The 26,076-nt window shown below is 45.5% G+C and carries 4 protein-coding genes; 2 read left to right on the plus strand and 2 right to left on the minus strand.

Going from position 1 to position 26,076, the window contains the following annotated elements; all coding sequences use genetic code 11:
* The first annotated feature begins 102 nt into the window (after positions 1–102).
* Positions 103–16,497 (plus strand): non-ribosomal peptide synthetase, encoded by a 16,395-nt coding sequence (locus tag GYO_RS31565; protein ID WP_238528875.1) that lies wholly within the window; start codon positions 103–105, stop codon positions 16,495–16,497.
* A 14-nt stretch (positions 16,498–16,511) separates the two neighbouring features.
* Entirely contained in the window at positions 16,512–24,143 is a 7,632-nt protein-coding gene (locus GYO_RS31570) for a beta-ketoacyl synthase N-terminal-like domain-containing protein (RefSeq protein WP_014113861.1), read from the plus strand.
* Between the two features lie 42 nt (positions 24,144–24,185).
* Here the strand turns inward: GYO_RS31570 and GYO_RS31575 are convergent, their stop codons facing one another.
* Positions 24,186–25,403: a cytochrome P450 family protein gene (locus GYO_RS31575; RefSeq protein ID WP_014113862.1), complete on the minus strand. Its 1,218-nt coding sequence runs from the start codon at positions 25,401–25,403 to the stop codon at positions 24,186–24,188.
* Between the two features lie 238 nt (positions 25,404–25,641).
* Positions 25,642–25,998 (minus strand): protein YmzB, encoded by a 357-nt coding sequence (ymzB, locus tag GYO_RS31580; protein ID WP_014113863.1) that lies wholly within the window; start codon positions 25,996–25,998, stop codon positions 25,642–25,644.
* Between the last annotated feature and the right edge of the window lie 78 nt (positions 25,999–26,076).

Below are 26,076 nucleotides of genomic sequence, written 5' to 3' on the forward strand. Positions count from 1 at the left end.
TTCAGATCAGGAGAATTAACCATTTCTGAGGTAGAAGAACATCTTCAAGGCAAGAAGCGGCAGTTGAAAAGCCCGCTTTCAGAAGGACAAAAAGGACTGTGGATGCTTCAGAAAATGTCTCCTGATATGAGTGCATATAATATTCCTTTATGCTTTCGCATCAGCAAACGAATACATGCAGAGACGTTCAAGAAAGCCCTTCTGTTTGTGCAGAGACAATATCCTGTTTTAACCAGTGTGATTCAAGAGGAGAATGGCATTCCATTTCAAACGGTTCAGTCGTCAGAAGCTCTTTGTTTTGAGGAAGAGGATATTTCAGCGATCAAATCAGCAGAGATATTGCCTTTTCTAAAAGAAAAAGCAAAAGAACCTTTTCATTTGGAAGCTGGTCCGTTATTGCGCACACATCTTTTTCATCGATCAAAAGAAGAATGCATTGTGCTCATAACGATTCACCATATCATATTTGACGGTGTGTCGATGCTGACATTGATATCGGAACTTTTTAAGGCGTATCAAGAATTAGTGAATGGGATTGAGCCCGTGCCGCAGCCGCTAACAGCTGATTATTACGATTTTGTCGATTGGGAAACCCGGATGCTGAATAGCAGAGAAGGGGAAGAGCATCTCGCTTACTGGAAAGAACAGTTGTCTGGGAATCTGCCAGTTCTTGATCTTCAAGCTGACCGCCCGCGGTCTTCAGCACGAAAATTCAAGGGGCAAGCATATAAAAGCTTGCTCCCTCATCACCTGAGAAATCAAATCAAATCGTTTGCCCGCACCAATCATGTGAATGAATCGGTTGTGTTTCTCTCCATTTACAAGGTCCTGCTGCATCACTATACAAAACAAAAAGATATCATTGTCGGCGTTCCGACAATGGGGCGGCATGAAGATAGCTTTGAAACCCTTATCGGTTACTTTATCAACATGATGGCTGTTCGAAGCAAGAATATCGGATCTCAGCCATTTACAGCATTTATTCGGGAACTGCAGCTGACAATGGCTGACGGTCTGGACCATGCGGCATATCCGTTCCCAGCATTGGTAAGAGAGCTGAATGTAGACCGCTCGGCCGCGGATTCGCCGGTTTTTCAAACAGCCTTTCTGTACCAAAACTTCTTTCAGACAACAGGCTTGCAAAAAGCGCTTGAACCATATCAAACGCTTGGCATTGAATATATTGAGGATATTCGGCAAGAGGGAGAATTTGAGCTGGCACTCGAGATATATGAGCAAGAAAATGAAACAGTGCTTCACCTTTTGTACAACCCTGATCTATATGAATTGTCCTTCATTGAAAGCATGATGGAGAACTATATGAAGCTCGCGCAACACATGATGGAGGATCCGTCTTTGCCGCTTGAAACCTACTCTTTACAGTTACATCAAGAACAAAACAGTTTACTGGAACAATGGAATGCGACAAGCACAAACACGCCAAATGACAAGTGTATACATGAAGTGTTTGAGGAAAAAGCGAAACAAACCCCGGATGCGGTTGCTGTGATTTTCGAAGACAGGTCTCTTACATATAAAGAAGTAGATGAAAAAAGCACATCTTTGGCAATCTATCTTCAACATCAGGGGGTTGGACCTGAACACCCTGTTGGAATTTGTGCAGAGCGTTCGTTTGATATGATCATCGGGATTTTAGGAATACTGAAAGCCGGCGGAGCGTATGTGCCGTTAGATCCAAGCTTCCCGCAAGAACGGTTGGAGTACATGCTCAAAGACAGTCAGGCATCCATTGTCCTGACCCAACCTAACGTTCATCATACGATCAGCGGATTAATTGGCAGCCATGTAAAAGCTATCAATATCGAGTTGGCTTGCCGGAATGATTATACAGATCAGCAAAGCAGCGGTTTAAAACGGGAAGTAAAACCGGAGCATCTCGCTTATATCATTTACACATCGGGAAGCACTGGACAGCCTAAAGGGGTTATGGTCGAGCATAGGAGCATTATGAATACCCTAAATTTTCTTGAATCTCACTATCCCGTGACTGCTGAGGATGCATATTTACTGAAGACGAACTATGTGTTCGATGTATCGATCTCGGAATTATTTGGATGGTTTATCGGAAACGGCCGCCTTGTGATTCTTCCGCCTAATGGAGAGAAATCACCGCAGCAGTGCATGGATTATATTGAAAAATACAAAGTGAGCCATATTAATTTTGTACCGGCTATGCTCCATGTTTTTTTAGAAACGGCGAAAGACAACAAGCAGTTCACAGAGGATGGACCGCTCAAGTATATGATGGTTGCGGGTGAAGCTTTCCCTAAAGAATTAGTGAAAAAGGCGGTATCAATCCTTAAAAACTGCCGTGTTGAAAATATTTACGGACCTACGGAAGCCTCCATTTATGCTGCGTATTTCGGATGTGGAAACGGGGATATTGCAAGTCACCATACGCCGATTGGAAAACCTGTCTCCAACGTGAAACTTTATATTGTGGACCAGCATTTGATGCCTGTGTCGATTGGAAAGCCTGGTGAGCTTTGCATCGCGGGAGCCGGCTTGGCAAGAGGCTACTATAATAAGCCTGGCCTCACGGCTGAAAAATTTATTGACAATCCATTTGAACCAGGGACCAAGCTTTATAAATCAGGTGATTCAGCAAGATGGCTTCCTGACGGCAACATAGAATATTTAGGTCGGATTGACAGCCAGGTCAAAATACGCGGTTTTCGCGTCGAACTGGGCGCAATAGAAACAAAGCTGAGTGAATATCCGGGCATTTTAGATCAGGCGGTCGTGGTGAAGCAGCTGGAAGGCCATCAACAGCTCGCTGCTTATTATACAGAGGAAAGCGGCCATTCCTCTGCAGATCCAAAAGAGTTGCGCCGTCATCTAAAATCCAGTCTGCCGGAATATATGATACCTTCACACTTTATCCGCTTAGATGAGCTGCCGTTATCGCCCAGCGGGAAAGTGAACCGTAAAGAACTGGAAAAACGCGAGATCGTTTTCAATAAAAAGAAACCAAATCGCTTGCAGTTAACGGAAATAGAGGATCAGGTGCTTCGCATTTGGGAGGAAACGCTCAAGGTCAGCGGATTTGGACCGGGAGAAGGATTTTTCGATGCGGGCGGTGATTCGCTTCTGGCTGTAGCTGTGGCTGAACGAATCAAAAAAGAATTGGATTGTGAATTTAGTGTTACCGAGCTATTTGAATATTCCACAATCCGTGCAGTGAGCCAATACATTTTGGAGATGAAAAACTCAGAAAAAGCCATAACTCGAAATGAAGACGATGATGATCTCAAAAGAGATGGAAAATACCAGCAGCAGACGATCCCTCCTTATTTTGACGATAGTGTTGCGATTGTGGGGATATCCTGCCAATTTCCGGGTGCGAAAAATCATCATGATTTTTGGAATCACATCAAGGAAGGCAAAGAAAGCATTCAGTTCTTCTCTGAAGAAGAGCTTCGCGAAAACGGAGTTCCGGAAGAATTGATTCAACATCCTGACTATGTGCCTGTGCAATCTGCGATCGAGGGGAAAGACTTATTCGACCCTGGTTTCTTTCAAATTTCTCCGAAAGATGCTGAGTATATGGACCCTCAGCTCCGCCTCTTATTGCTGCATTCCTGGAAAGCGATTGAGGATGCAGGATATGTGGCAAAGGAGATTCCGGGCACAAGTGTATATATGTCTGCGAGCAACAATTCATACAGAACGTTATTGCCGAAGGAGGCAACAGAAGGGCATGAATCACCGGATGGCTATGTCTCATGGGTTTTAGCCCAAAGCGGAACCATCCCGACGATGATCTCACATAAGCTCGGATTAAAAGGGCCAAGCTACTTTGTTCATTCTAATTGTTCTTCATCACTAGTCGGCTTGTATCAGGCATACAAAAGCCTGACATCAGGCGAATCTCAATATGCGCTTGTCGGAGGCGCGACATTGCACGCTCAATCAGCGATCGGCTACGTACACCAAAACGGATTGAATTTTTCAAGCGACGGTCATGTTAAGGCGTTTGATGCTTCAGCGGATGGAATGGCCGGAGGTGAAGGCGTAGCGGTTATCCTGCTGAAAAAAGCTGTGGATGCCATAAAAGACGGAGACCATATTTATGCCATTATGCGCGGAATAGGCATTAATAATGATGGGGCAGATAAGGCAGGCTTCTACGCGCCAAGTGTAAAAGGCCAAACAGAAGTGATACAGCATGTATTGGATCAAACCAACATCCATCCCGAAACGGTCAGTTATATTGAAGCGCACGGAACGGGAACGAAATTAGGCGATCCTATTGAATTGTCTGCTTTAAATAAAGTGTACAAGCAATACACCGACAAAACACAATTTTGCGGAATTGGTTCAGTGAAAACGAATATTGGCCATTTAGATACGGCTGCTGGGTTAGCCGGATGCATTAAAGTTGCGATGAGCTTATACCATAATGAACTTGCACCGACTATCAACTGTACGGAGCCGAATCCGAATATAAACTTTGAAAGCTCTCCCTTTTATGTTGTCCGCGAACGAGAGCCGTTAAAGAAAAGTGAAGGTGTCCACCGGGCGGCTCTGAGTTCATTCGGTCTTGGCGGCACTAACGCCCATGCTATATTTGAGCAATATGAAACCCTTTCTGCATGGGCAGGGAACGAAGGCGATCAGCCCTATATCATTCCTGTATCAGCAAAAAATAGTGAACGGCTCCAAGCATACGTAAAGGAGCTGCTGACCTATATCAGTCAAAACAAGCAAACGCATATCTCTCTAAGAGATTTTGCATACACCTTCCAGGTCGGCCGGGAAGCAATGGACAGCAGGGTCGTTTTTATAGCGAACGATCTGGAAGAATGGAAACAGCAGCTGGAAGCTTTTGTGAATGGAAAGCCGCTCGCAGAAGGCTGTATTCAAGGAGAAAAAACGAGAATGACATCCGCTGAACAGTTGCTTGGAAACGCTGAAGCGGAAGAACTGGCTGCATCACGGATATCAAAAGAAGAATTGAAAAAGCTTGCCGAGATGTGGGCAAAAGGCTTTCACGTTGAATGGCGGAGGCTTTACCAAAATACGACGCCGCGCCGCATCAGCTTGCCGACATACCCTTTTGCTGAAGAACGGTACTGGCCTGAAAGCGGCACCAGCGCTATCACAACAATTGAACCATCGCGTTTGCATCCTTTGGTGCACCATAATACATCGATTCTGTCAGAGCAGCGGTTCAGCTCCACCTTCACAGGACAAGAGTATTTTATTGCCGAGCATATCATTAAAGGCATGGCGATTTTGCCGGCGGCGGTCACGCTTGAAATGGCAAGAGCCGCTATAGAACAAGGAATTGGCGAATTGGAGGATCATGAAACTGGAATCAGGCTGAAAAATGTCGTGTGGGTTCGTCCGGTTGTAGCAGGAGATGAGCCGGTTCACGTAAACATCGGACTTTATGATGAAGACGGCGGACACATTCTTTATCGGATGTATGGTGAGCCGGAATCTGTTGATGCAGAACCAGTTGTATATAACCAGGGTATAGCGGAATTGATGCAGGTAAAGCAAGAAAAAGCGCTGGATCTTTCTGAGATCAAGACCCGATGTGATCAAAGCAGAATGGACGCTGCCTTGTTTTATGAAGGAATGATCGGAGCCGATTACGGTCCCGGTTACAAGAGTGTAGAGGCCGTATATAAAGGCGAGGGTCAGCTGCTTGCCAAATTATCACTGCCAGAATCTGTCATGCATACGTTGGCCGATTATATTCTTCATCCAAGTGTAATGGACGGGGCGTTACAGGCGGCTGAATATTTGCAAAACGTCGTCAGAGCGGAGCTGTCAGACAGTAAAGACTTTAAGGCAGCACTGCCGTTTGCCCTGGAGGAGCTTGAGGTCTTTCATCAATGTGTCACTGACATGTGGGTTTATGTTCAATTCAACGCGAAAAATAAACCAGGGGATCTGATACAGAAAGTCGATATTGATCTATGCGATGAGCATGGCACGATTTACGTGCGGATGAAAGGATTTTCGACGAGAGTGATGGAGGCTGATATACAAACCGAACCATCAAAAATAAACGCTGAAACTTTATTGCTTCAGCCCGTTTGGCAAGAACAAAAGGCAGCTGAAGGCGCGGCGGCAAATAAATATGCAGAGCATCTCGTGTTCCTATGTGAATATGACAATGAGGCGAGAAGACAGATTGAAGCAGCGATCGAGGATGTCCATGTATATAGCTTGGAAGCAAGGCCTTCTTCAGTGGATGGGCGTTTCCATTCTTATACGGAACAAGTGTTTAAGAAGGTACAAGAGATCATTCGCACGAAACCGAAAGGCGGTATTCTCATTCAGATCGTAACCTTTGCCGAAGGAGAACAGCAATTGTTTTCAGGGTTGACTGGACTGCTGAAAACGGCCGAGCAGGAAAATGCCAAACTAACCGGCCAAATGATTGAAGTCAGCAGTGAAGAAAGCGGAGAAGGCATTGTTGGCAAACTGATAGAAAATCAAATGAGCAGCGATTCATATATCAAATATCACAACGGCACACGATACATTGCTGATTGGCGTGACATCAAAACGGCAAACCAAGACATCAGCAAGCCGTGGAAAGATGATGGCGTTTATCTCATTACAGGTGGTGCCGGAGGCTTAGGCCTTATTTTTGCAAAAGAAATCACGGAACAAACGAAGAATGCGACAGTGATTCTGACAGGCCGCTCGCCTCTTAGCGAAAGTAAAAGCAATAAGCTTAAAGAGCTTCACGGCAAGGGGGCTGAGGTCACCTATCAGCAAACAGATGTTACCGATAAGATTGAAGTCTACCAGCTTATTGACAGAATTCAGAAAACATACGGCCGTTTGGACGGCATTCTTCACAGCGCGGGAATCATCAAAGACAGCTACATGGTCAATAAATCAGCCGAAGACCTGCACGACGTACTGGCGCCTAAAGTAAAAGGACTTGTTTACCTAGACGAAGCAAGCAAGGATTTGCCGTTGGACTTCTTTATTCTCTTTTCATCACTTTCTGGAAGTTTAGGAAGCATCGGTCAGTCTGACTATGCGGCTGCCAATGTATTTATGGATATGTATGCAAGCTATCGAAATAGACTTGCCGACCTCAGCCAGCGGCACGGGAAGACACTTTCTATAAACTGGCCGTTATGGAGCGAGGGCGGCATGAAGGTCGATCAAGAAACAGAGAAAAGACTTGTGCAAATGGCCGGGATTGTTCCTATGAGAGCAGAAAAAGGAATTCAGGCATTATATCAAGCGTTTCATTCCGAAGCAAACCAAGTAATGGTGATCGAAGGCGATGTGCAGAAGATAAAACAAAACATGCTGGCAAAAACCGCCTCGGCACCTATGGAAAAGAAGGAAACAGAGAGCATGACTGAACAAGCAAAGAACATTGATACAGACAATTTGCTGGATAAAGTAAAGGCGATGTTAAAGCGGGAGGTCGCCAAGCTGTTAAAGGTTAAGCTTGAAACGATTGATGATCATGCCGAGATGACGGTGTATGGATTTGATTCTATCTCAATGACGGAATTCACCAACCATATCAATCGCGCCTATAAATTAGAGCTGACGCCAACCGTCTTTTTTGACCACCCGACGATTCATGCGTTTGGCAAGCATTTGTCAGAAGAATATCAAGCGGTGTTTGCGAAGACATTTGCTGTGCGCGCAGCATCGGCCCAGGTTCAGCCTGCTGCCAAACAGGAGCAAGCCTTACATGTCAAAGCTAAAAGACGCCGGAAGCAGCAAGTCACGCTGCCAAACGCCGCACAGAGTGATGCTGGGCATGAGCCTATTGCCATTGTGGGCATTAGCGGGATTTTCCCTATGGCGAAAGATGTTGATGCATACTGGAAGATCTTAAAAGAGGGCAAAGACTGCATGACGGAAATTCCGAAAGACCGCTGGGATTGGCGGGAATATGAAGGTGACCCGGCGAAGGAAGTCAATAAAACGAACGTAAAATGGGGCGGTTTTATTGACGGAATTGCAGATTTTGATCCATTATTCTTCGGCATTTCCCCGCGTGAAGCGGAACAAATGGAACCTCAGCAGCGCTTACTGTTGACTTACGCCTGGAAAGCGATCGAAGATGCAGGATATTCGGCGAAACGTCTGTCTGGCACAAAAACAGGCGTCTTCATCGGAACGGGAAATACAGGATACAGCTCCCTTTTGTCAAAAGCCAACTCGGCAGTAGAAGGCTCAGCGGCGGCCAATACAAGCCCTTCAGTCGGTCCGAACCGGGTCAGTTATTTTCTTAATCTGCATGGGCCGAGCGAACCGATTGATACAGCTTGCTCCAGCTCATTGGTGGCTATCCATCACGCCATCTCCTCAATTGAGGAAGGCACTTGTGACATGGCATTGGCCGGCGGCGTGAATACAATTATCCTTCCTGAGGTGTATATCAGCTTTGATAAAGCGGGGGCACTGAGTAAAGAAGGAAAATGCAAAACGTTTTCGAATCAAGCCGATGGTTTTGCCCATGGAGAAGGGGCCGGCATCCTGTTCTTGAAAAAATTAAAAGCGGCTGAAGAAGCGGGAGACCACATTTACGGAGTCATAAAAGGCAGCGCAATCAATCACGGCGGCCGTGCAGCATCTTTAACGACGCCTAATCCGAAGGCGCAGTCGGATGTCATTCAGTCGGCATATGAAAAAGCGGGAATCGATCCGAAAACCGTAACCTACATTGAAGCGCACGGAACCGGGACGGAGCTTGGAGATCCGGTTGAAATTAACGGATTGAAATCAGCTTTTAAAGCACTGGGTGTGAATGAAGGAGATCCATCAGCCAATCCTTATTGCGGATTAGGGTCTGTGAAGACAAACATCGGCCACTTATCGCTGGCAGCCGGTGCAGCAGGCATCATTAAAATATTATTGCAGCTTAAGCACAAAACCTTAGTGAAAAGTCTTCACTGCGAAACCGTGAATCCATACATTCAGCTGAAAGACAGTCCGTTCTATATCGTACGGGAAACGGAAGAATGGAAAGCGATGAAAAATGAACGGGGAGAAGAGCTGCCTCGCCGAGCAGGTGTCAGTTCATTTGGGATCGGCGGCGTAAACGCCCACGTGATTATTGAGGAATATATTCCAGAAGCAGCCGATGAGATTATACCGTCCATCACACCTGAACATCCGGGTATCTTCGTTTTATCGGCTAAAAACGAAGCGCGGCTAAAAGAATATGCACAGCAGCTGGCAGATGCGATTGATAAGGAAACATATAGTGACGTAAATCTCACCCGCATCGCTTATACACTGCAAGCCGGACGGGATGCGATGGAAGAACGTCTCGGGATTATTTCTGGTTCCATTGAGGATTTACAGCAAAAGTTAAAAGACTTTGCAGCAGGCAAAAGCGATGTGGAGGATTTATTTAGAGGCAGGATTGATAAAGGCACGCTGCAAATGCTGACAGAGGACGAAGAGATTCAAGAAGCCGTTGAAAAATGGATGGAACGGGGAAAGTACGCAAAACTGCTTGAGTTATGGGTAAAGGGGCTTGATGTAGACTGGACGAAACTGTATGGCGAGAATCTACCAAAGCGCATCAGCTTGCCGACATATCCTTTTGCAAAAGACCGTTATTGGATCTCTGATCATATTCAAAAAAGCGGCAGCCCTGAAGCAAACAAAGCAGCCTCCCGCCTTGGGGGAGCCGTGCTCCATCCATTAATGCATCAAAACACATCGAACCTCTCGGAACAAAGATTTAGCTCCATCTATACGGGAGAAGAATTTTTCCTTGCCGATCATGTTGTCAAAGGCCAACGGATCTTGCCGGGTGTGGCACATCTTGAATTGGCGCGGGCGGCTGTCGAACAGGCAGCAGAGGTACAAGGTGTTCCGTGCACCATGAAGCTAAAGAATGCGGTTTGGGTGCGGCCTATTGTTGTAGAGGATCAGCCGCAGCACGTACACATCAGGCTTTTACCGGGAGAAAATGGTGAAATCTCTTATGAAATCTACGGTAATCCAGACGCTGCAGGCGAACAGTCAATCGTCTATAGCCAAGGCAGTGCTGTAATAAGTCCTGCTGAAAACCTGCCGGTGGTTGACTTGCAATCCTTGCGGGAGCAGTGTCAGCAAAGCGATTTCAGCGTTACTGAAGTATATGACACCTATCAAATGATCGGTTTTGAATATGGTCCTGCTTACCGCGGGATGAAAAAAATCTATACAGCCGAACATTTTGTTTTAGCAAGATTGTCATTACATCCGTCTGCTTTAGATACGCTCAGCCAATACAACATGCACCCGGGGTTGATGGACTCTGCTTTGCAGGCATCGAGCATTTTAACAGACGCGGGGGATAACCAGCTGACACTGCCTTTTGCGGTCCAAGAGCTTGAAGTCTTCGGAGCATGCTCTTCAGAAATGTGGGTATATGCAAGATACAGTCAAGGCAGCAAGGCAACTGATAAAGTACAAAAACGGGATATTGATATGTTAGATGAGAACGGCAATGTTTGCGTACGGATGAAAGGATTGTCTTTCAGGGCAGCTGAAGGCGGCTCTGGATCGGCAAAACCTGATCAAACGCTGGAAACCCTGATGTTTGAAGAACAATGGGTGCCTAAGGCTTGTGAAAAAGAAAATCCTGAGCCTCATTACGAACGGCACATTGTCATGCTTTGTGACATGGATGGCCTCTCAAAAGACAGCATTGAATCAAGAATGATAGGAGCGGAATGCATCGTTTTGGAGTCTTTCCGCGAAGGACTGGCAGAGAGGTTCCAAGATTATGCCGAACAAGCGCTTGAGACAGTACAGAGCCTTCTCAAAAGCAAGCCGCAGGGCAATGTCCTGATCCAGCTTCTAACTTCTGCCCAAAGAAAACAGTACTCATTCTCAGGGCTATCGGCGCTCCATAAAACCGCCAGCCTGGAGAACAAAAAATTGATCGGCCAGACGATTGAGATCGATTCAAACGAAAACATTGAAAGTGTGATAGAAAAACTGAAAGAGAATAAAAGACACGCAGGAGATCAGCACATCAAATATGAAAATGGCATACGGTACATCAATGAATTACGTGAAATGCAAATGGCTGATCAGGACATAAGCCTGCCGTGGAGAGATAAGGGCGTATACCTCATCACCGGCGGTGCAGGAGGACTCGGGTTTATTTTTGCAAAAGAGGTTGCTCGTCAAGCCGAACAGCCTGTGCTCATTCTGACAGGCAGATCTGCGTTGAATCCGGATCAGCAGGTACAGCTAAACGAACTTCAGCGCTTAGGGGCTCGCGCAGAATACAGACGGATTGATGTGACACAAGCAGAGGAAGCCTCCGAGCTCATCACAAGCATCACATCTGATTACGGGGACTTGAATGGCGTCATTCACAGCGCAGGGCTGATTAAAGATAACTATCTCGTGAACAAAACCAATGAAGAGCTGACACAAGTTCTCGCACCTAAGGTAAAAGGACTTGTGAATGTGGATGAGGCAACCGAGCATCTCGCATTAGATTTCTTTATCCTCTTTTCTTCAATATCAAGTGTTGCCGGCAGCGTAGGGCAGGCGGATTATGCGATGGCTAACGCGTTTATGGACAGCTATGCAGCTTATCGAAATGCGCTTGTGACCGCCATGTACAGGCACGGGCAAACGTTGTCGATCAATTGGCCGCTCTGGAAAGAAGGCGGCATGCGCGCGAATAAAGAAATTGAAAACATGACTTTGAAAAACACAGGTGTGACTCCAATGCGGACCGAGACCGGCATTCAGGCGCTGTATAAAGGTTTGGCATTTGGCAAAGATCACGTCATCGTCATGGAAGGGTTCAGAGACATGATGAGGGAAAAGTTGACTCAAAAACCGTCTTCTAATGATGTTCCAATGAAAACAGTGCAGGTACCGGTGACATCGGAAGCAAGAATCGACCAAGACAGTTTGTTTGACCATATTCAAGAAGCTTTAAAGCAAGCAATCTCTCAATTGCTCAAAATCAAACCTGAAGAGATTGACCCGGATATGGAATTTAATCAATATGGATTTGATTCGATAACGTTGACTGAATTTGCAAATACACTGAATGAGCAGTACAAGCTGGATCTCACGCCTACGATCTTCTTCGAACACGCAACTGTTTATGCATTTGCAGCGTATCTGTCAGAAGAATATCCAAATGCCTTTACAGTTCAAACGCCTGTCAAAGCTGAGCAGCCTTTACAACCTGTAGAAAAAAACATGACATTTTCAGCTGAAAACCGCTTTGCAAAACCTTCGGTAACGCCAGTGCAAAAGGCAGCTGATCACGGGCCTGAGCCTATTGCGATTGTGGGGCTGAGCGGCGTTTTTCCGAAGGCAAAGGACATCGAGGAATACTGGAAGAATCTGAAAGCGGGCGTAGATTGTATTACAGAGGTTCCAAAAGACCGCTGGGATTGGCAGGAGTATTACGGAGACCCTCTAAAAGAAGCGAATAAAACAAACGTCAAATGGGGCGGTTTTATAGATGAAGTAGCTGACTTTGATCCATTGTTCTTCGGCATATCTCCGCTTGAGGCGGAACAGATGGAGCCTCAGCAGCGCCTGTTAATGACCTATGCGTGGAAGGCGATAGAAGAAGCGGGATACTCAGCGCGAAGCCTGTCAGGAACCAAAACGGGTATCTATATCGGGACTGGAAACACGGGGTACAGTTCGCTTTTGTCAAATGTAGACATCGAAGGCTCGGCAGCTGCGAACATGAGTCCTTCTGCAGGACCGAATAGAGTCAGTTATTTTCTGAACATTCATGGACCGAGCGAACCGATCGACACTGCATGCTCAAGCTCTTTGGTCGCCATTCATCATGCGGTTTGCGCAATTGAAAACGGAAACTGTGAAATGGCGATTGCAGGAGGTGTCAACACAGTTGTAACACCGCAAGGCCATATCGCCTATGATAAGGCCGGGGCGCTGAGCAAAGAAGGAAGATGCAAAACATTTTCTGATAGAGCCGATGGATTCGCAGTCAGTGAAGGTGCCGGCATTCTCTTCCTGAAAAAGCTGACAGCGGCTGAACGAGACGGTGATCATATTTACGGTGTCATCAAAGGAAGTGCGGTAAACCACGGAGGCCGCGCAAATTCTCTGACGACTCCTAATCCGAAGGCTCAGGCGGATGTCGTGAAAACAGCATATGAAAAAGCGGGAATTGATCCAAGAACCGTGACCTATATTGAAGCGCATGGAACTGGAACAGAGCTTGGTGATCCAGTAGAAATCAACGGCTTAAAAGCGGCATTTAAAGAGCTTTATGAAAAAACGGGAGACCCGGCAGTTCGTAGCAGTCATTGCGGACTTGGATCTGCAAAGACAAACATCGGTCACTTATCGCTCGCGGCCGGTGTGGCGGGTGTCATTAAAGTGTTATTGCAGCTGAAACATAAGACGCTTGTAAAGAGTTTGTACAGTGAAACGATAAATCCGTATATCAGACTGGAGGACAGCCCGTTTTATATTGTGCAGGAATCCAGAGAGTGGCAGGCGCTGCAGGATGAAGCCGGCCGAGAGCTGCCGCGGCGCGCCGGCGTCAGTTCATTTGGCATAGGCGGCGTCAATGCCCACGTGGTCATTGAGGAATATATTCCAAAAGAAGCAACTCATCCTGCACAAGCGCCAGCTGTGACAGCACAACATCCGGGCATCTTTATCTTGTCGGCAAAGGATGAAGATCGTCTGAAAGACCAGGCCCGTCAATTAGCAGACTTTATCAGCAGTCAATCTATCACATCTTGTGATCTCACTGATATTGCCTACACACTCCAAGTGGGGCGTGATGCAATGGAGGAGAGATTAGGGATCATCGCTGTCTCGGCAGGGGACTTGCTGAAAAAACTGAACCTCTTTATCACTGGACATGCAAGTGCGAAGTACATGTCAGGCAGAGCAGACAAAGGGATCGTACAGACATTGAGATCAGATGATGAAATACAGAAAATCCTCAATAACAGCTGGGAGCCCGTGATATATGAAAGACTGCTTGAATTATGGATAAAAGGCATGGAAATAGATTGGAGTAAACTGTATGGCGGCAAACAGCCGAAACGCATCAGTCTCCCAACCTATCCATTTGCAAAAGAACGCTACTGGATAACGGATATGAAAGAGGAGGCAGTCACACATCATGCAGCACCTAGTGTCGAAATAGCAGCTTTGCACCCATTAGTACAGTCCAACACATCCGATCTATCAGAGCAGCGTTTCAGCTCGACCTTTACAGGTGCTGAGTTCTTTTTCACCGATCATAAGGTGAAGGGAAGCCCGGTCATGCCGGGTGTGGCATATCTTGAGATGGTTCATGCTGCCGTTACGAGATCAGTGAGAGGAATCATAGAGACACAATCTGTTGTTCACATCAAAAATGTTGTGTGGGTGCAGCCGATTGTGGCGGATGGCCAGCCTGTTCAAGTCGATATCAGTCTGGATCCCCAGCAGGACGGTGAGGTTGCTTTTAACATCTTTACAGAGGATGCGCACAATGGGCGGAAAATACACTGTCAAGGCAGTGCTGCAATCAGCGGGGCAGGAGACATTCCAGTTCAGGATATCAGCGAGCTTCAAGATCAATGCTGCCTAAGCACACTCTCACACGAGCAATGTTATGAATTATTTAAGGCGATCGGCATTAAATACGGACCTGGTTTTCAAGGAATAGATCGGCTTTATATCGGCCGCAATCAAGCCCTGGCAGAGCTTTCCCTGCCTCCTGGTATATCTCACACGCTGGACGAATTCGTTCTTCATCCAAGTATGGCAGACTCTGCTTTACAAGCGTCAATCGGGTTGAAGTTGAATTCCGGCGACGAACAGCTTTCTCTGCCTTTTGCGCTGCAAGAGCTAGAAATATTCAGTCCGTGTACAGATAAAATGTGGGTGTCTGTCACATCTCGTCCAAATGAGGACAGAATACAGAAACTGGATATGGATCTATGTGATGAACAAGGCCGAGTGTGTGTACGAATCAAGGGTATTTCCTCAAGGGTACTGGAAGAAATACAACCGCAAGATGAGCCGAAGTCACCAGATATCAAGGCATCTCTTGATGGAGCGCTTCTTATGGCGCCGGTATGGGATCAAGTACAACTGGAGAAGAACAGCATTCCGCCTGCTGATGAGCGTGTTGTCATCCTCGGAGGGGATCACAACAGCAGAAAAGCTGTTCAAAGGCAGTTCCCGTTTGCCGAGGAGCTGTATATTGAGCCGAGCGCATCGATTCATGAGATTGGGAGCCAGTTTGAAACACTCGGATCGTTTGACCATATTGTGTGGCTGTCCCCTTCCCGTGTGACAGAAAGTGAATTCGGCGACGAAATGATTGAAGCCCAAGATCAAGGCGTGAATCAAATGTTCAGGCTCATTAAGGCAATGCTCTCTTTAGGCTATGGAGAAAAGAAGATGAGTTGGACGGTCGTGACGGCAGATACGCAATGTGTTGATCAGTATGATATTGTCGACCCGGTCGACGCCGGTGTACACGGCCTGATCGGTTCGATGGCAAAAGAATATCCAAATTGGCAGACAAAGCTGATCGATGTCAGGAAGCATGAGGATTTGCCGGTGTCTGAGATCGTTTCCTTGCCAATTGATCAAGAAGGGAATACTTGGGCCTATCGAAATCAGCACTGGCATAAACTGCGTTTGATTCCAGTGCACAACAATCAACCAGTGCATACGAAGTATAAGCACGGAGGCGTTTATGTCGTCATAGGCGGCGCAGGCGGTATTGGCGAAGCCTGGAGCGAATATATGATCAGAACGTACCAGGCACAGATTGTTTGGATTGGCAGAAGGAAAATGGATACAGCGATTCAAAGTAAGCTGGACAGACTTGCGCGTCTAGGGTCAGCCCCATTTTACATTCAAGCTGATGCGGCTAACCGCGAGGAATTAGAACATGCTTATGAAACAATCAAACAAACGCATCGAGAAATCAACGGCATTATACATTCTGCGATTGTCTTGCAAGACCGAAGCCTGATGAATATGAGTGAGGACTGCTTCAGAAACGTTCTTGCTGCAAAAGTTGATGTAAGTGTGCGAATGGCACAAGTTTTCCGGCATGAACCACTGGACTTTGTTTTGTTTTTCTCTTCCGTACAATCGTTTGCGAGAGCTTCCGGACAAAGCAATTACGCTGCCGGCTGCAGTTTTAAGGATGCTTTTGCACAGCGGCTTTCTCAAGTATGGCCTTGTACAGTATCCGTGATGAATTGGAGTTATTGGGGAAGCGTCGGTGTTGTTTCCTCACCGGAATATCAGAAGAGAATGGCTCAGGCAGGCATTGGTTCGATTGAAGCCCCTGAAGCGATGGAGGCATTGGAATTGCTGCTTGGGGGGCCTCTGAAGCAGCTAGTGATGATGAAAATGGCAAACGAAACGAATGATGAAGCGGAACAGATAGAAGAAACAATTGAAGTGTACCCGGAAACTCATAGCTCCGCCATTCAAAAGCTGCGAAGCTATCACCCGGGTGACAGCACAAAGATTCAACAACTGTTATAGGAGGGGAAACGCCAATGCTGAACACAGAAGACATTCTCTGTAAAATGCTTTTCGCACAATTGCAGTCCATAGGGTTTTTCACAGAACGTAAATCCCAGCCGGTATTGGAGAATTTCTATGGCAGATGGTTTGAAGAAAGCCAATCGATTTTAGAACGGCATCAATTTCTCAAGCGAACGAAGAATGGACATATTCCAACGCGCTCAATAGGGACCGTAGGTGAGCTGTGGAAGGAATGGAATGAACAAAAGTCGGACCTGCTTCAAGACAATAATATGAAAGCCATGGTGACATTGGTGGAAACAGCACTTAAAGCCTTGCCGGATATCCTGACCGGCAAGGCGTCTGCCACCGATATCCTGTTTCCGGATTCTTCTATGGATTTAGTAGAAGGGGTCTATAAAAACAACCAAGTCGCAGACTATTTTAATGATGTGTTAGCCGACACGTTAACAGCCTATCTGCAAGAACGCCTGAAGCAAGAGCCTGAGGCGAAGATTCGAATATTAGAAATCGGGGCCGGAACCGGCGGTACAAGCGCGGCGGTTTTTCAAAAATTGAAAGCCTGGCAGACACATATAAAAGAATATTGCTATACAGATCTGTCGAAAGCATTTTTGATGCATGCAGAAAATAAGTACGGTCCGGACAATCCATATTTGACATATAAACGATTTAATGTGGAGGAGCCGGCATCTGAACAGCATATTGATGCAGGGAGCTATGACGTGGTCATTGCAGCGAATGTGCTGCATGCCACGAAAAATATCCGGCAGACATTGCGAAATGCAAAAGCAGTTCTGAAAAAGAATGGGCTGCTTCTCTTAAATGAAATAAGTGATCATAATATATACTCGCATTTGACGTTCGGCCTTTTGGAGGGCTGGTGGCTGTATGAGGACCCTGATCTCCGTATACCGGGCTGCCCGGGCCTGTATCCGGACACTTGGAAAATGGCGCTTGAAAGTGAGGGATATCGCTATGTTTCCTTTATGGCTGAACAATCACATCAGCTTGGCCAGCAGATCATTGCTGCTGAAAGTGACGGAGTCGTCCGTCAAAAGAAGAGAACTGAGTCGGCAGAAGATACAGGACCTACACAAATGAATGCTGTAAAAGCTCATTCACAGGAAAGCGATTCTCTCATTGAACAAACTGCACAATTTGTCATGCAGACGCTGGCAAAATCAATCAAACTATCACCAGAGCGTATTCATGAAGATACAACATTCGAGAAGTATGGAATTGATTCGATTTTGCAGGTGAATTTCATTCGTGAATTAGAAAAAGTGACGGGGGATCTTCCAAAAACCATTTTATTTGAACATAACAACACAAAAGAACTCGTTGATTATTTAGTAAAGGAGCACGAAAGCAAGCTCCGGACAGTACTGTTAAAAGAAACACCACAGCCTGCCAAAAACGAAGCTCTTGTTCAAACGGAGCGTGCAACTGCTAGTAAGCCGTTTTCTTTTACTACACGCCGTTTTGCTGGAGATCAGCAGGTTAAAGAAACGCAGCAAGCATCAAATAGCGAGGTAAAAAAGGAAACGACAAGCAATGTCCAAGAGGCCCAGACGAAAGATTCTGGTACAGAAGATATCGCAATTATCGGGATCAGCGGACGCTATCCGATGTCTGATAGTTTAGAAGAGCTATGGGTGCATTTAATCGCTGGAGACAATTGTATTTCAGAGGCTCCGGAATCCAGATGGCGCACATCGTTATTGAAAACATTATCAAAAGATTCAATAAAGCCTGCAGATAAGAAGCGTTATGGCGGATTTTTACAAGACATTGAAGCATTTGACCATCAGCTTTTTGAAGTGGAGAAAAGCCGAGTGATGGAAATGACACCGGAACTCCGCTTATGTTTAGAAACCGTCTGGGAAACATTTGAGGACGGCGGCTATACCCGCACCCGGCTGGATGAACTGCGGGATGGCGACACCGGAGTGGGTGTCTTTATCGGGAATATGTATAACCAGTATTTTTGGAATATCCCATCAATAGAGCAGGCAGTCCTCAGTTCAAATGGAGGAGACTGGCATATCGCGAACCGCGTTTCCCATTTTTTCAATCTGACCGGACCGAGTATCGCTGTCAGCTCTGCATGCTCCAGTTCATTAAACGCCATTCATCTTGCCTGTGAAAGCTTGAAATTGAATAGCTGCTCTATGGCAATTGCTGGAGGGGTCAATTTAACACTTGATCTCTCAAAGTATGATTCTTTGGAGCGAGCCAATCTGCTGGAAAGCGGAAATCAAAGCAAAAGTTTTGGCACAGGAACCGGGCTTGTTCCCGGGGAAGGCGTCGGAGCTGTTCTGTTAAAACCACTATCGAAGGCAATTGAGGATCAGGATCATATTTATGCTGTGATCAAAAGCAGTTTTGCCAATCATAGCGGAGGAAGACAGATGTATACAGCTCCAGACCCGAAGCAGCAAGCAAAATTAATTGCCAAGTCGATTGAAAAGTCGGGCATTGATCCGGAAACTATCGGCTATATTGAATCAGCGGCAAACGGTTCAGCACTCGGCGATCCCATTGAAGTAATTGCATTGACAAACGCGTTTCAACAATACACAAATAAGAAACAGTTTTGTGCGATAGGCTCTGTCAAATCCAACTTGGGGCATTTGGAGGCGGCCTCCGGCATTTCTCAGCTGACAAAAGTGCTGCTACAGATGAAGAAGGGCACGCTGGTGCCGACAATCAACGCAACACCTGTCAATCCAAATATTAAACTGGAAAATACGGCTTTTTATCTTCAGGAACAAACGGAGCCATGGCATCGCTTGAATGATCCTGAAACCGGAAAACAATTGCCTCGCAGAAGCATGATCAATTCCTTCGGAGCGGGGGGAGCCTATGCCAATCTCATTATAGAAGAATATATAGAGACGGCTCCTGAGAGACAGATTGCTTCCCGCCAACAGGAATTTACAGCCGTTTTTTCAGCAAAAACAAAATGGAGCCTGCTCAGCTATCTTGAAAACATGCAATTGTTTTTAGAGAAGGAAGCTGCTCTGGGTATTGAACCAATTGTACAGGCTTTACACAGGAGAAATCACAATTTAGAGCATAGGGCTGCATTTACAGTAAAATCGACTCAGGAACTGATCGAAAAACTAAAGATGTTCCGAACATCAAAAGAAAGCTCACTCCAGCAAGGTATTTATACATCATTCGATTTACAGCCATGTGCGGGATCAGCCCATAAGGATAAAGAAACAAACCCAGCAAAGCAATGGGCACAAGGGGCATCCATTGCTTTTAAAGAAGCAACTCAAGGGAACCGATCCGGCTGGGTTCACCTGCCACACTATGCATTTGATCATCATACAGCATTTCATTTCGATGTTCCGTCGGGTCAGGGGAAACCACCGGCTGTCGAAAGCAATATCAATCATCCGGTCATACAAGATCAATTCACATATGATGAGCCTTACGTGCGAGGCCACGTCTTCAACAATGAACGGGTGCTTGTCGGTGCAACATACAGCAGTCTGGCCATTGATGCATTTTTTAACTTGTTTCCTGAGGAAACCAGCGGCCGTATCAGCAAATTAAGCTATATCAATCCAGTTGTCATCAAACAAGGCGAGACCATTGAACTACAGGCAAACCCGCTTCAAATAGATCAAGTCATAGAATTACAAATCATGTACCGTGAGCTGGCCTCTGATACATGGAAGTCTGCCGCCATCGGGCAATGCCAAAAAAGTTTATTTGAAACAAAAAAAGTCAATATCGAGAGCTTAAAGCAGTCATTAACCGAGCTTCATCACATCGAACAGATGTATAAAGCCGGAAACGGGCCTGAGTGGGGAGAGCTATTTAAGACGATTACTCATCTTTACAGAGACAATAGGTCGATACTGGCAAAAATTCGCCTTCCTCAAAGCGGTCTGGCAAACAGGCATCTGTACACTGTAAGCCCATTGGTAACAAACAGCGCCTACTTGGCTATCCTCAGTTTCTTAGAGCAATTTGACATTGAAGGCAGCTTCCTGCCATTTGGAATCAATGATATCCAATTTACAAAACATACGATACAAGAGGATTGTTGGTTTCTGATTACATTGGTTAAAAATACAGGTGACATGCTGCTGTTCGATGTAGATGTAATCAATGAATCGTCAGAAACAGTGCTGCGCTATTCGGGCTACTCGTTAAAGCAACTACGTATTTCAAATCACAGAGAAAATGAAAATCAGCCCATCAAAGTCAGCAATCTAAAAGACCGTATCAGAAGCTATGTAACAGATAAACTGGCAGTAAACATGGCCGACCCGTCAAAACTGTCTCTTTCAAAAGCGCATATTATGGATTTGGGGGTTGATTCCTCTCAATTGGTTGCGCTGACAAGGGAGATGGAATCAGAAACAAAAATCGAATTAAATCCGACGTTGTTTTTTGAATATCCAACTGTTCAAGAGCTTATCGACTTTTTTGCGGACAAACATGAAGAATCATTTGTCCGGCTGTTTGGTGAAGCTGATCAGCTGCAGGAACGCCCGGCTAAAATCGATAACAAAATGAAACAGATCCCGGCACATGAGGTGAAGACGGATAAAACAATTGAACATGCGACAGACGGAATAGCCATTATCGGCATGTCGGGGCAGTTTCCGAAAGCAAACAGCGTCACGGAATTTTGGGACAACATCATTCACGGAAAGAACTGTATCTCTGAAGTGCCGAAAGAACGCTGGGACTGGCGTAAATTTGCTTCAGCTGATAAAGAGGAACAATCTAGCCTTCAATGGGGCGGATTTATAGAGGGAATAGGTGAGTTTGATCCGCTGTTTTTTGGCATATCACCTAAAGAAGCGGCACATATGGATCCGCAGGAGTTTCTGCTCTTGATACATGCATGGAAGGCGATGGAAGACGCAGGCTTAACAGGACAGGCCTTATCTAGCCGTCCGACAGGAGTGTTTGTCGCGGCCGGCAATACAGATACAGCTGTGATTCCTTCCTTAATTCCTAACCGTATCTCCTATGCACTGGATGTAAAAGGGCCAAGCGAATATTACGAAGCTGCCTGCTCCTCAGCTCTTGTGGCTTTGCACAGAGCCATACAATCAATTCGATACGGCGAATGTGAGCAAGCCATTGTCGGGGCTGTGAATTTGCTGCTTTCGCCAAAAGGCTTCATTGGCTTCGACTCAATGGGATATTTGAGTGCAGAAGGACAGGCCAAATCCTTTCAAGCAGATGCGAATGGCTTTGTCAGAAGTGAAGGAGCAGGGGTTCTTATCATTAAACCTTTGCAAAAAGCCATTGAGGATTCAGATCATATATATTCGGTCATTAAAGGGACAGGTGTATCACATGGCGGCAGGGGAATGTCACTTCACGCGCCAAATCCGGTTGGTATGAAGGAGGCACTGCTGAAGGCTTATCAAGGAGCGCAAATCGATCCAAAAACGGTGACCTATATAGAAGCGCATGGGATTGCTTCTCCATTAGCAGACGCGATAGAAATGGGGGCATTAACTTCAGGCTTAAGCCAGCTTGAATTGGAACTTCCACAGGAAGTACAGGAGGAAGCGCCATGTTATATCAGCAGCTTAAAGCCAAGCATCGGACACGGTGAACTGGTCTCCGGCATGGCTGCTCTCATGAAGGTCAGCATGGCAATGAAGCATCAAACAATACCAGGCATATCCGGATTTGATTCATTGAATGATCAGGTGTCAATAAAGGGCACCCGTTTCCAAATGACTGCGGAGAACCAGCAGTGGGAGGATGTAAAGGACGGCTCAGGCAGAAAAGTCCCGCGCAGAGCGAGTATCAACAGCTATGGCTTTGGAGGCGTAAATGTGCACGTCATTTTAGAAGAATACATTCCTTCACCAAAAGCACCGATTCATATGAATGAGAATGAAGCTCACATTGCGGTTCTTTCTGCAAAGAATCAAGACAGGCTAAAAGCAGTTATTCAACAGCAGCTTGATTATGTGAACAAACAACAAGAACTGTCATTACAACATTATGCTTTTACACTTCAAACCGGACGAGAGGAGATGGGAGACCGGCTGGCGCTGGTCGTCCGCAATAAAGAAGAGCTGGTAACCGGCTTGCAAGACTGCTTAACAGCCGCGGAAAAAGGCGAAAAGCCGAAAAGTTCTGTACCTGTCTTTAGGGGAAATGCGGAAGAGGGCTCGTCAGATATAGAAGCCTTGCTGGATGGTCCATTAAGAGAAATGGTGATAGAGACTTTGTTGTCTGAAAACGACCTTGAAAAGATTGCATTTTGCTGGACAAAAGGGGTGCAAATCCCGTGGGAGCAGCTTTATCAAGGAAAAGATGCTTGCAGAATACCGTTGCCAACCTATCCATTTGAAAAGAGAAGTTGCTGGAATGGCTTTCAAGCAATAGAGAATACGCCTTCTGTTTCATATGATGAGCATATCAACATCCGCGATCATCACATGTTAGCTGATGTATTAGGGATGGCTCCAGAAGAATTGCATCCTCATAAGCAATTGCAACATTACGGATTTGATTCGATTTCTTGCATACAGTTATTACAGCAATTGCAATCAAAGGTTGACCCTCTCATCACCTTGGCGGAGCTGCAAGCATGCCAAACTGTACAGGACATGACGGACTTGATCGCAAAGAAACAGGAGGATGCATCTTTACAAAATGATCATGCTCGCACGTTTGCGGAATTGATACCGTTAAATGACGGCAAGCGGGGGCGCCCTGTATTTTGGTTTCATGGCGGGGTGGGAGGCGTTGAAATCTATCAGCAATTTGCACAAAAAAGCCAGCGCCCTTTTTATGGTATTCAAGCCAGGGGATTTATGACTGATCATGATCCTTTACATGGAATTGAACAAATGGCTTCCTATTATATAGAGATCATTCGAGCTATACAGCCGGAAGGCCCTTATGATGTAGGCGGATATTCCTTAGGCGGAATGATTGCATATGAAGTCACACGCCAGCTCCAAAATAAAGGTCTTTCTGTCAAAAGCATGGTGATGATTGACTCTCCATACAGTTCTGAGACGAAAGAGTATGAGGCTTCTATGAAAGCGTCAATGCTGCAAACAATCAATACGATGCTGGCATCGATTGCAAATCCGGATAAGCTTACTGACGTTCTCATCAGCCGTGAAGAGGTAGACACCAGCACAGAGGAAGAAGAATTCCTGTCTGAGCTGATTGATTTGGCAAGAAAACGGGGATTAAATAAACCGGAGAAGCAAATACGTGCGCAGACGAAGCAAATGATGAAAACACAGTGTGCCTATGATGTTGAATCGTATACTGTACAGCCTCTGCCTGACCCTGAGGCGGTAAAATGTTATTACTTCCGTAACAAAAGCAGGTCTTTCTTTGGTGATTTAGACATTTATTTCACTTTCTCAAATGAAAAAACATCGTTCGATCAAGCTGCCTACTGGGAGGAATGGGAGCGGCAAATTCCCCATTTCAACCTGATAGATGTCGATTCAAGCAACCACTTCATGATATTAACGGAACCTAAAGCGTCCAAAGCCATGTTAGAATTTTGCGAAAAACTCTATTCAAATAAGGGAGTAGTAAACGCGAATTTCCTTAAGGCTTTCCGGAAAAAACATGAAGCGAAAGAAGAAAAAGAAGATGAATTGGTGAAGCGCTGAGAAACACAAACGCCCCCTATTTAAGGGGGCGTTTTGAATATGTTATTTTGAAAGTGAAACAGGGAGACATTCTAACCCTCTTAAAAAGACATTTTTTCTCCATTGAATGTCATTAGGCGCTGCCGCGAGTTCAATATCCGGAAATCTCTTTAGAAGCGCGTTGAACGCAATGTGGCCTTCCAGTCTGGCAAGCGGTGCTCCTAAGCAGAAATGAATGCCAAAGCCGAAAGAAATATGTCTGTTAGGCGATCGATTTAGATTTAATGTTTCCGGGTTCTCAAAAAAGTTTGGATCGCGATTGGCAGATCCGATGCCTATAAAGATCATGTCTCCTCTTTTGATCGAATGCCCCTTGTATGTAAAGTCCTCGATGGCCCACCGATTTGCCATCATAACGACAGGCGAGGTGTATCGCAGCAATTCTTCAACTGCTGTAGCGATCATTTCAGGATGCTGCTTCAGTTTTTCGAACTCCTCCTTGTGCTGAAGCAATGCGAGGGTGCCTGATCCGAGTAAATTAACGGTTGTTTCAAGGCCCGCTACAACCAGCAAAAACAGCATCGAATAAAGCTCTTTTTCACTTAACTTGCTGCCGTTTTCATCAGCATGCACAAGCTTACTGATTAAATCGTCTCTTGGCTGTATCCTTCTGTCATGGATCAGCTTGGCGATATAGTCTTTAAATTCACGAAGGGCTTGATTTGTCAGCTCTCTGTTACTTTCAGAGGTATCAACTATCGCATTGGTCCAGATTTGAAACTGTGCCCGATCCTCTTTAGGAATTCCCATCAATTCAGATATAACAATAAAAGGCAAAGGGGATGCGAAGGACTTCATGATGTCCGCTTTATTTTCTTTTTCCATTTCATCTAAAAGCTGTTCAGTAATTTGTTCGATGCTGCCGCGCAGATTTTCAATGGTGCGGGGAGTAAATGCTTGATGAACAAGTGATCTTAAGCGGGTATGGTCAGGTGTGTCTTTTGCCAGCATATGATCGGATACGAAATCGATATCCTCGCTGACGTTGAGCATTTTGATTTGTTCTTGGCTCATCACGTTTTTAACGTCTCTTGTAATTCGATTGTCTTTTAAAAAGGCCATACAATCATCATATCGGGTGATTAACCAAGCCGGATATGTGCCTCCGAATCGTTTTAATTCAAATCGGTGAATGGGATCTTCCTCTCTAAATCGGCCCAATACTGAAAAAGGATTTTGATGAAATTCTTTACCATGCGGATGAAACATCAATTTTTCCATGTGCATTCTCCTCGCCTAAAATAGGGTAAATTGGTAATTTCATTTTGTTATACAAGTTGCAGGTTGCAAAAAACAGAATTGTTTGAAACTTGATCCTGTCTCTAAAACTATATATCTATTCTAGGCGGCATTCAATAGGGTGAAGAACGAAAAAATGAAAAAGTGGCGCCATGTAAAGCAGCGCCTTTGAATGAAAGCTCAAAGGCGCTAAGCTGTATTATTTTGATGAAAGTGACTATCAGCTGTGCTGGACATCAAATGTATATACTGCACGATCTGTTACAACCTTCAATCCTTCGTTTTCTTGGTGAATATGAATATCGCCTAATAAAGGAATCTCATAGGCATTTTGCGGAAGCGGTACGTCGCCGTCCTCAGTGAATGTTGTTCCTTCGCCTTCTAAAACGAGTTCTTCTTTTGCAACATAGTCATCAGGATGATTCGTGCTGCGTATACCCACTTTTTGAAGGTGGAGAACAATCTGATCCAGGTCTGAAATCTCTTCATCATGGGTCAATTCACCTTTTCTAATATCAAGGGTTTGGCCGACTTTTGATTCCAGCCATTGAGAAAGCTGTGTATTCGTGTGTGCCATCAATATTCCTCCTTTTGATCTACACGATACTATTCCCAATTGCTGCATCTTTTACACGGAAAAGAGCCGCCTCACTCT

It is taken from the genome of Bacillus spizizenii TU-B-10, from assembly GCF_000227465.1.
GTDB lineage: Bacteria > Bacillota > Bacilli > Bacillales > Bacillaceae > Bacillus > Bacillus spizizenii.

Coding starts and splice junctions, on each gene's coding strand:
- GYO_RS31565 (WP_238528875.1), top strand. CDS start 103: ATGCTTCAGAAAATGTCTCCTGATATGAGTGCATATAATATTCCTTTA.
- GYO_RS31570 (WP_014113861.1), top strand. CDS start 16,512: ATGCTGAACACAGAAGACATTCTCTGTAAAATGCTTTTCGCACAATTG.
- GYO_RS31575 (WP_014113862.1), bottom strand. CDS start 25,403: ATGGAAAAATTGATGTTTCATCCGCATGGTAAAGAATTTCATCAAAAT.
- ymzB (WP_014113863.1), bottom strand. CDS start 25,998: ATGGCACACACGAATACACAGCTTTCTCAATGGCTGGAATCAAAAGTC.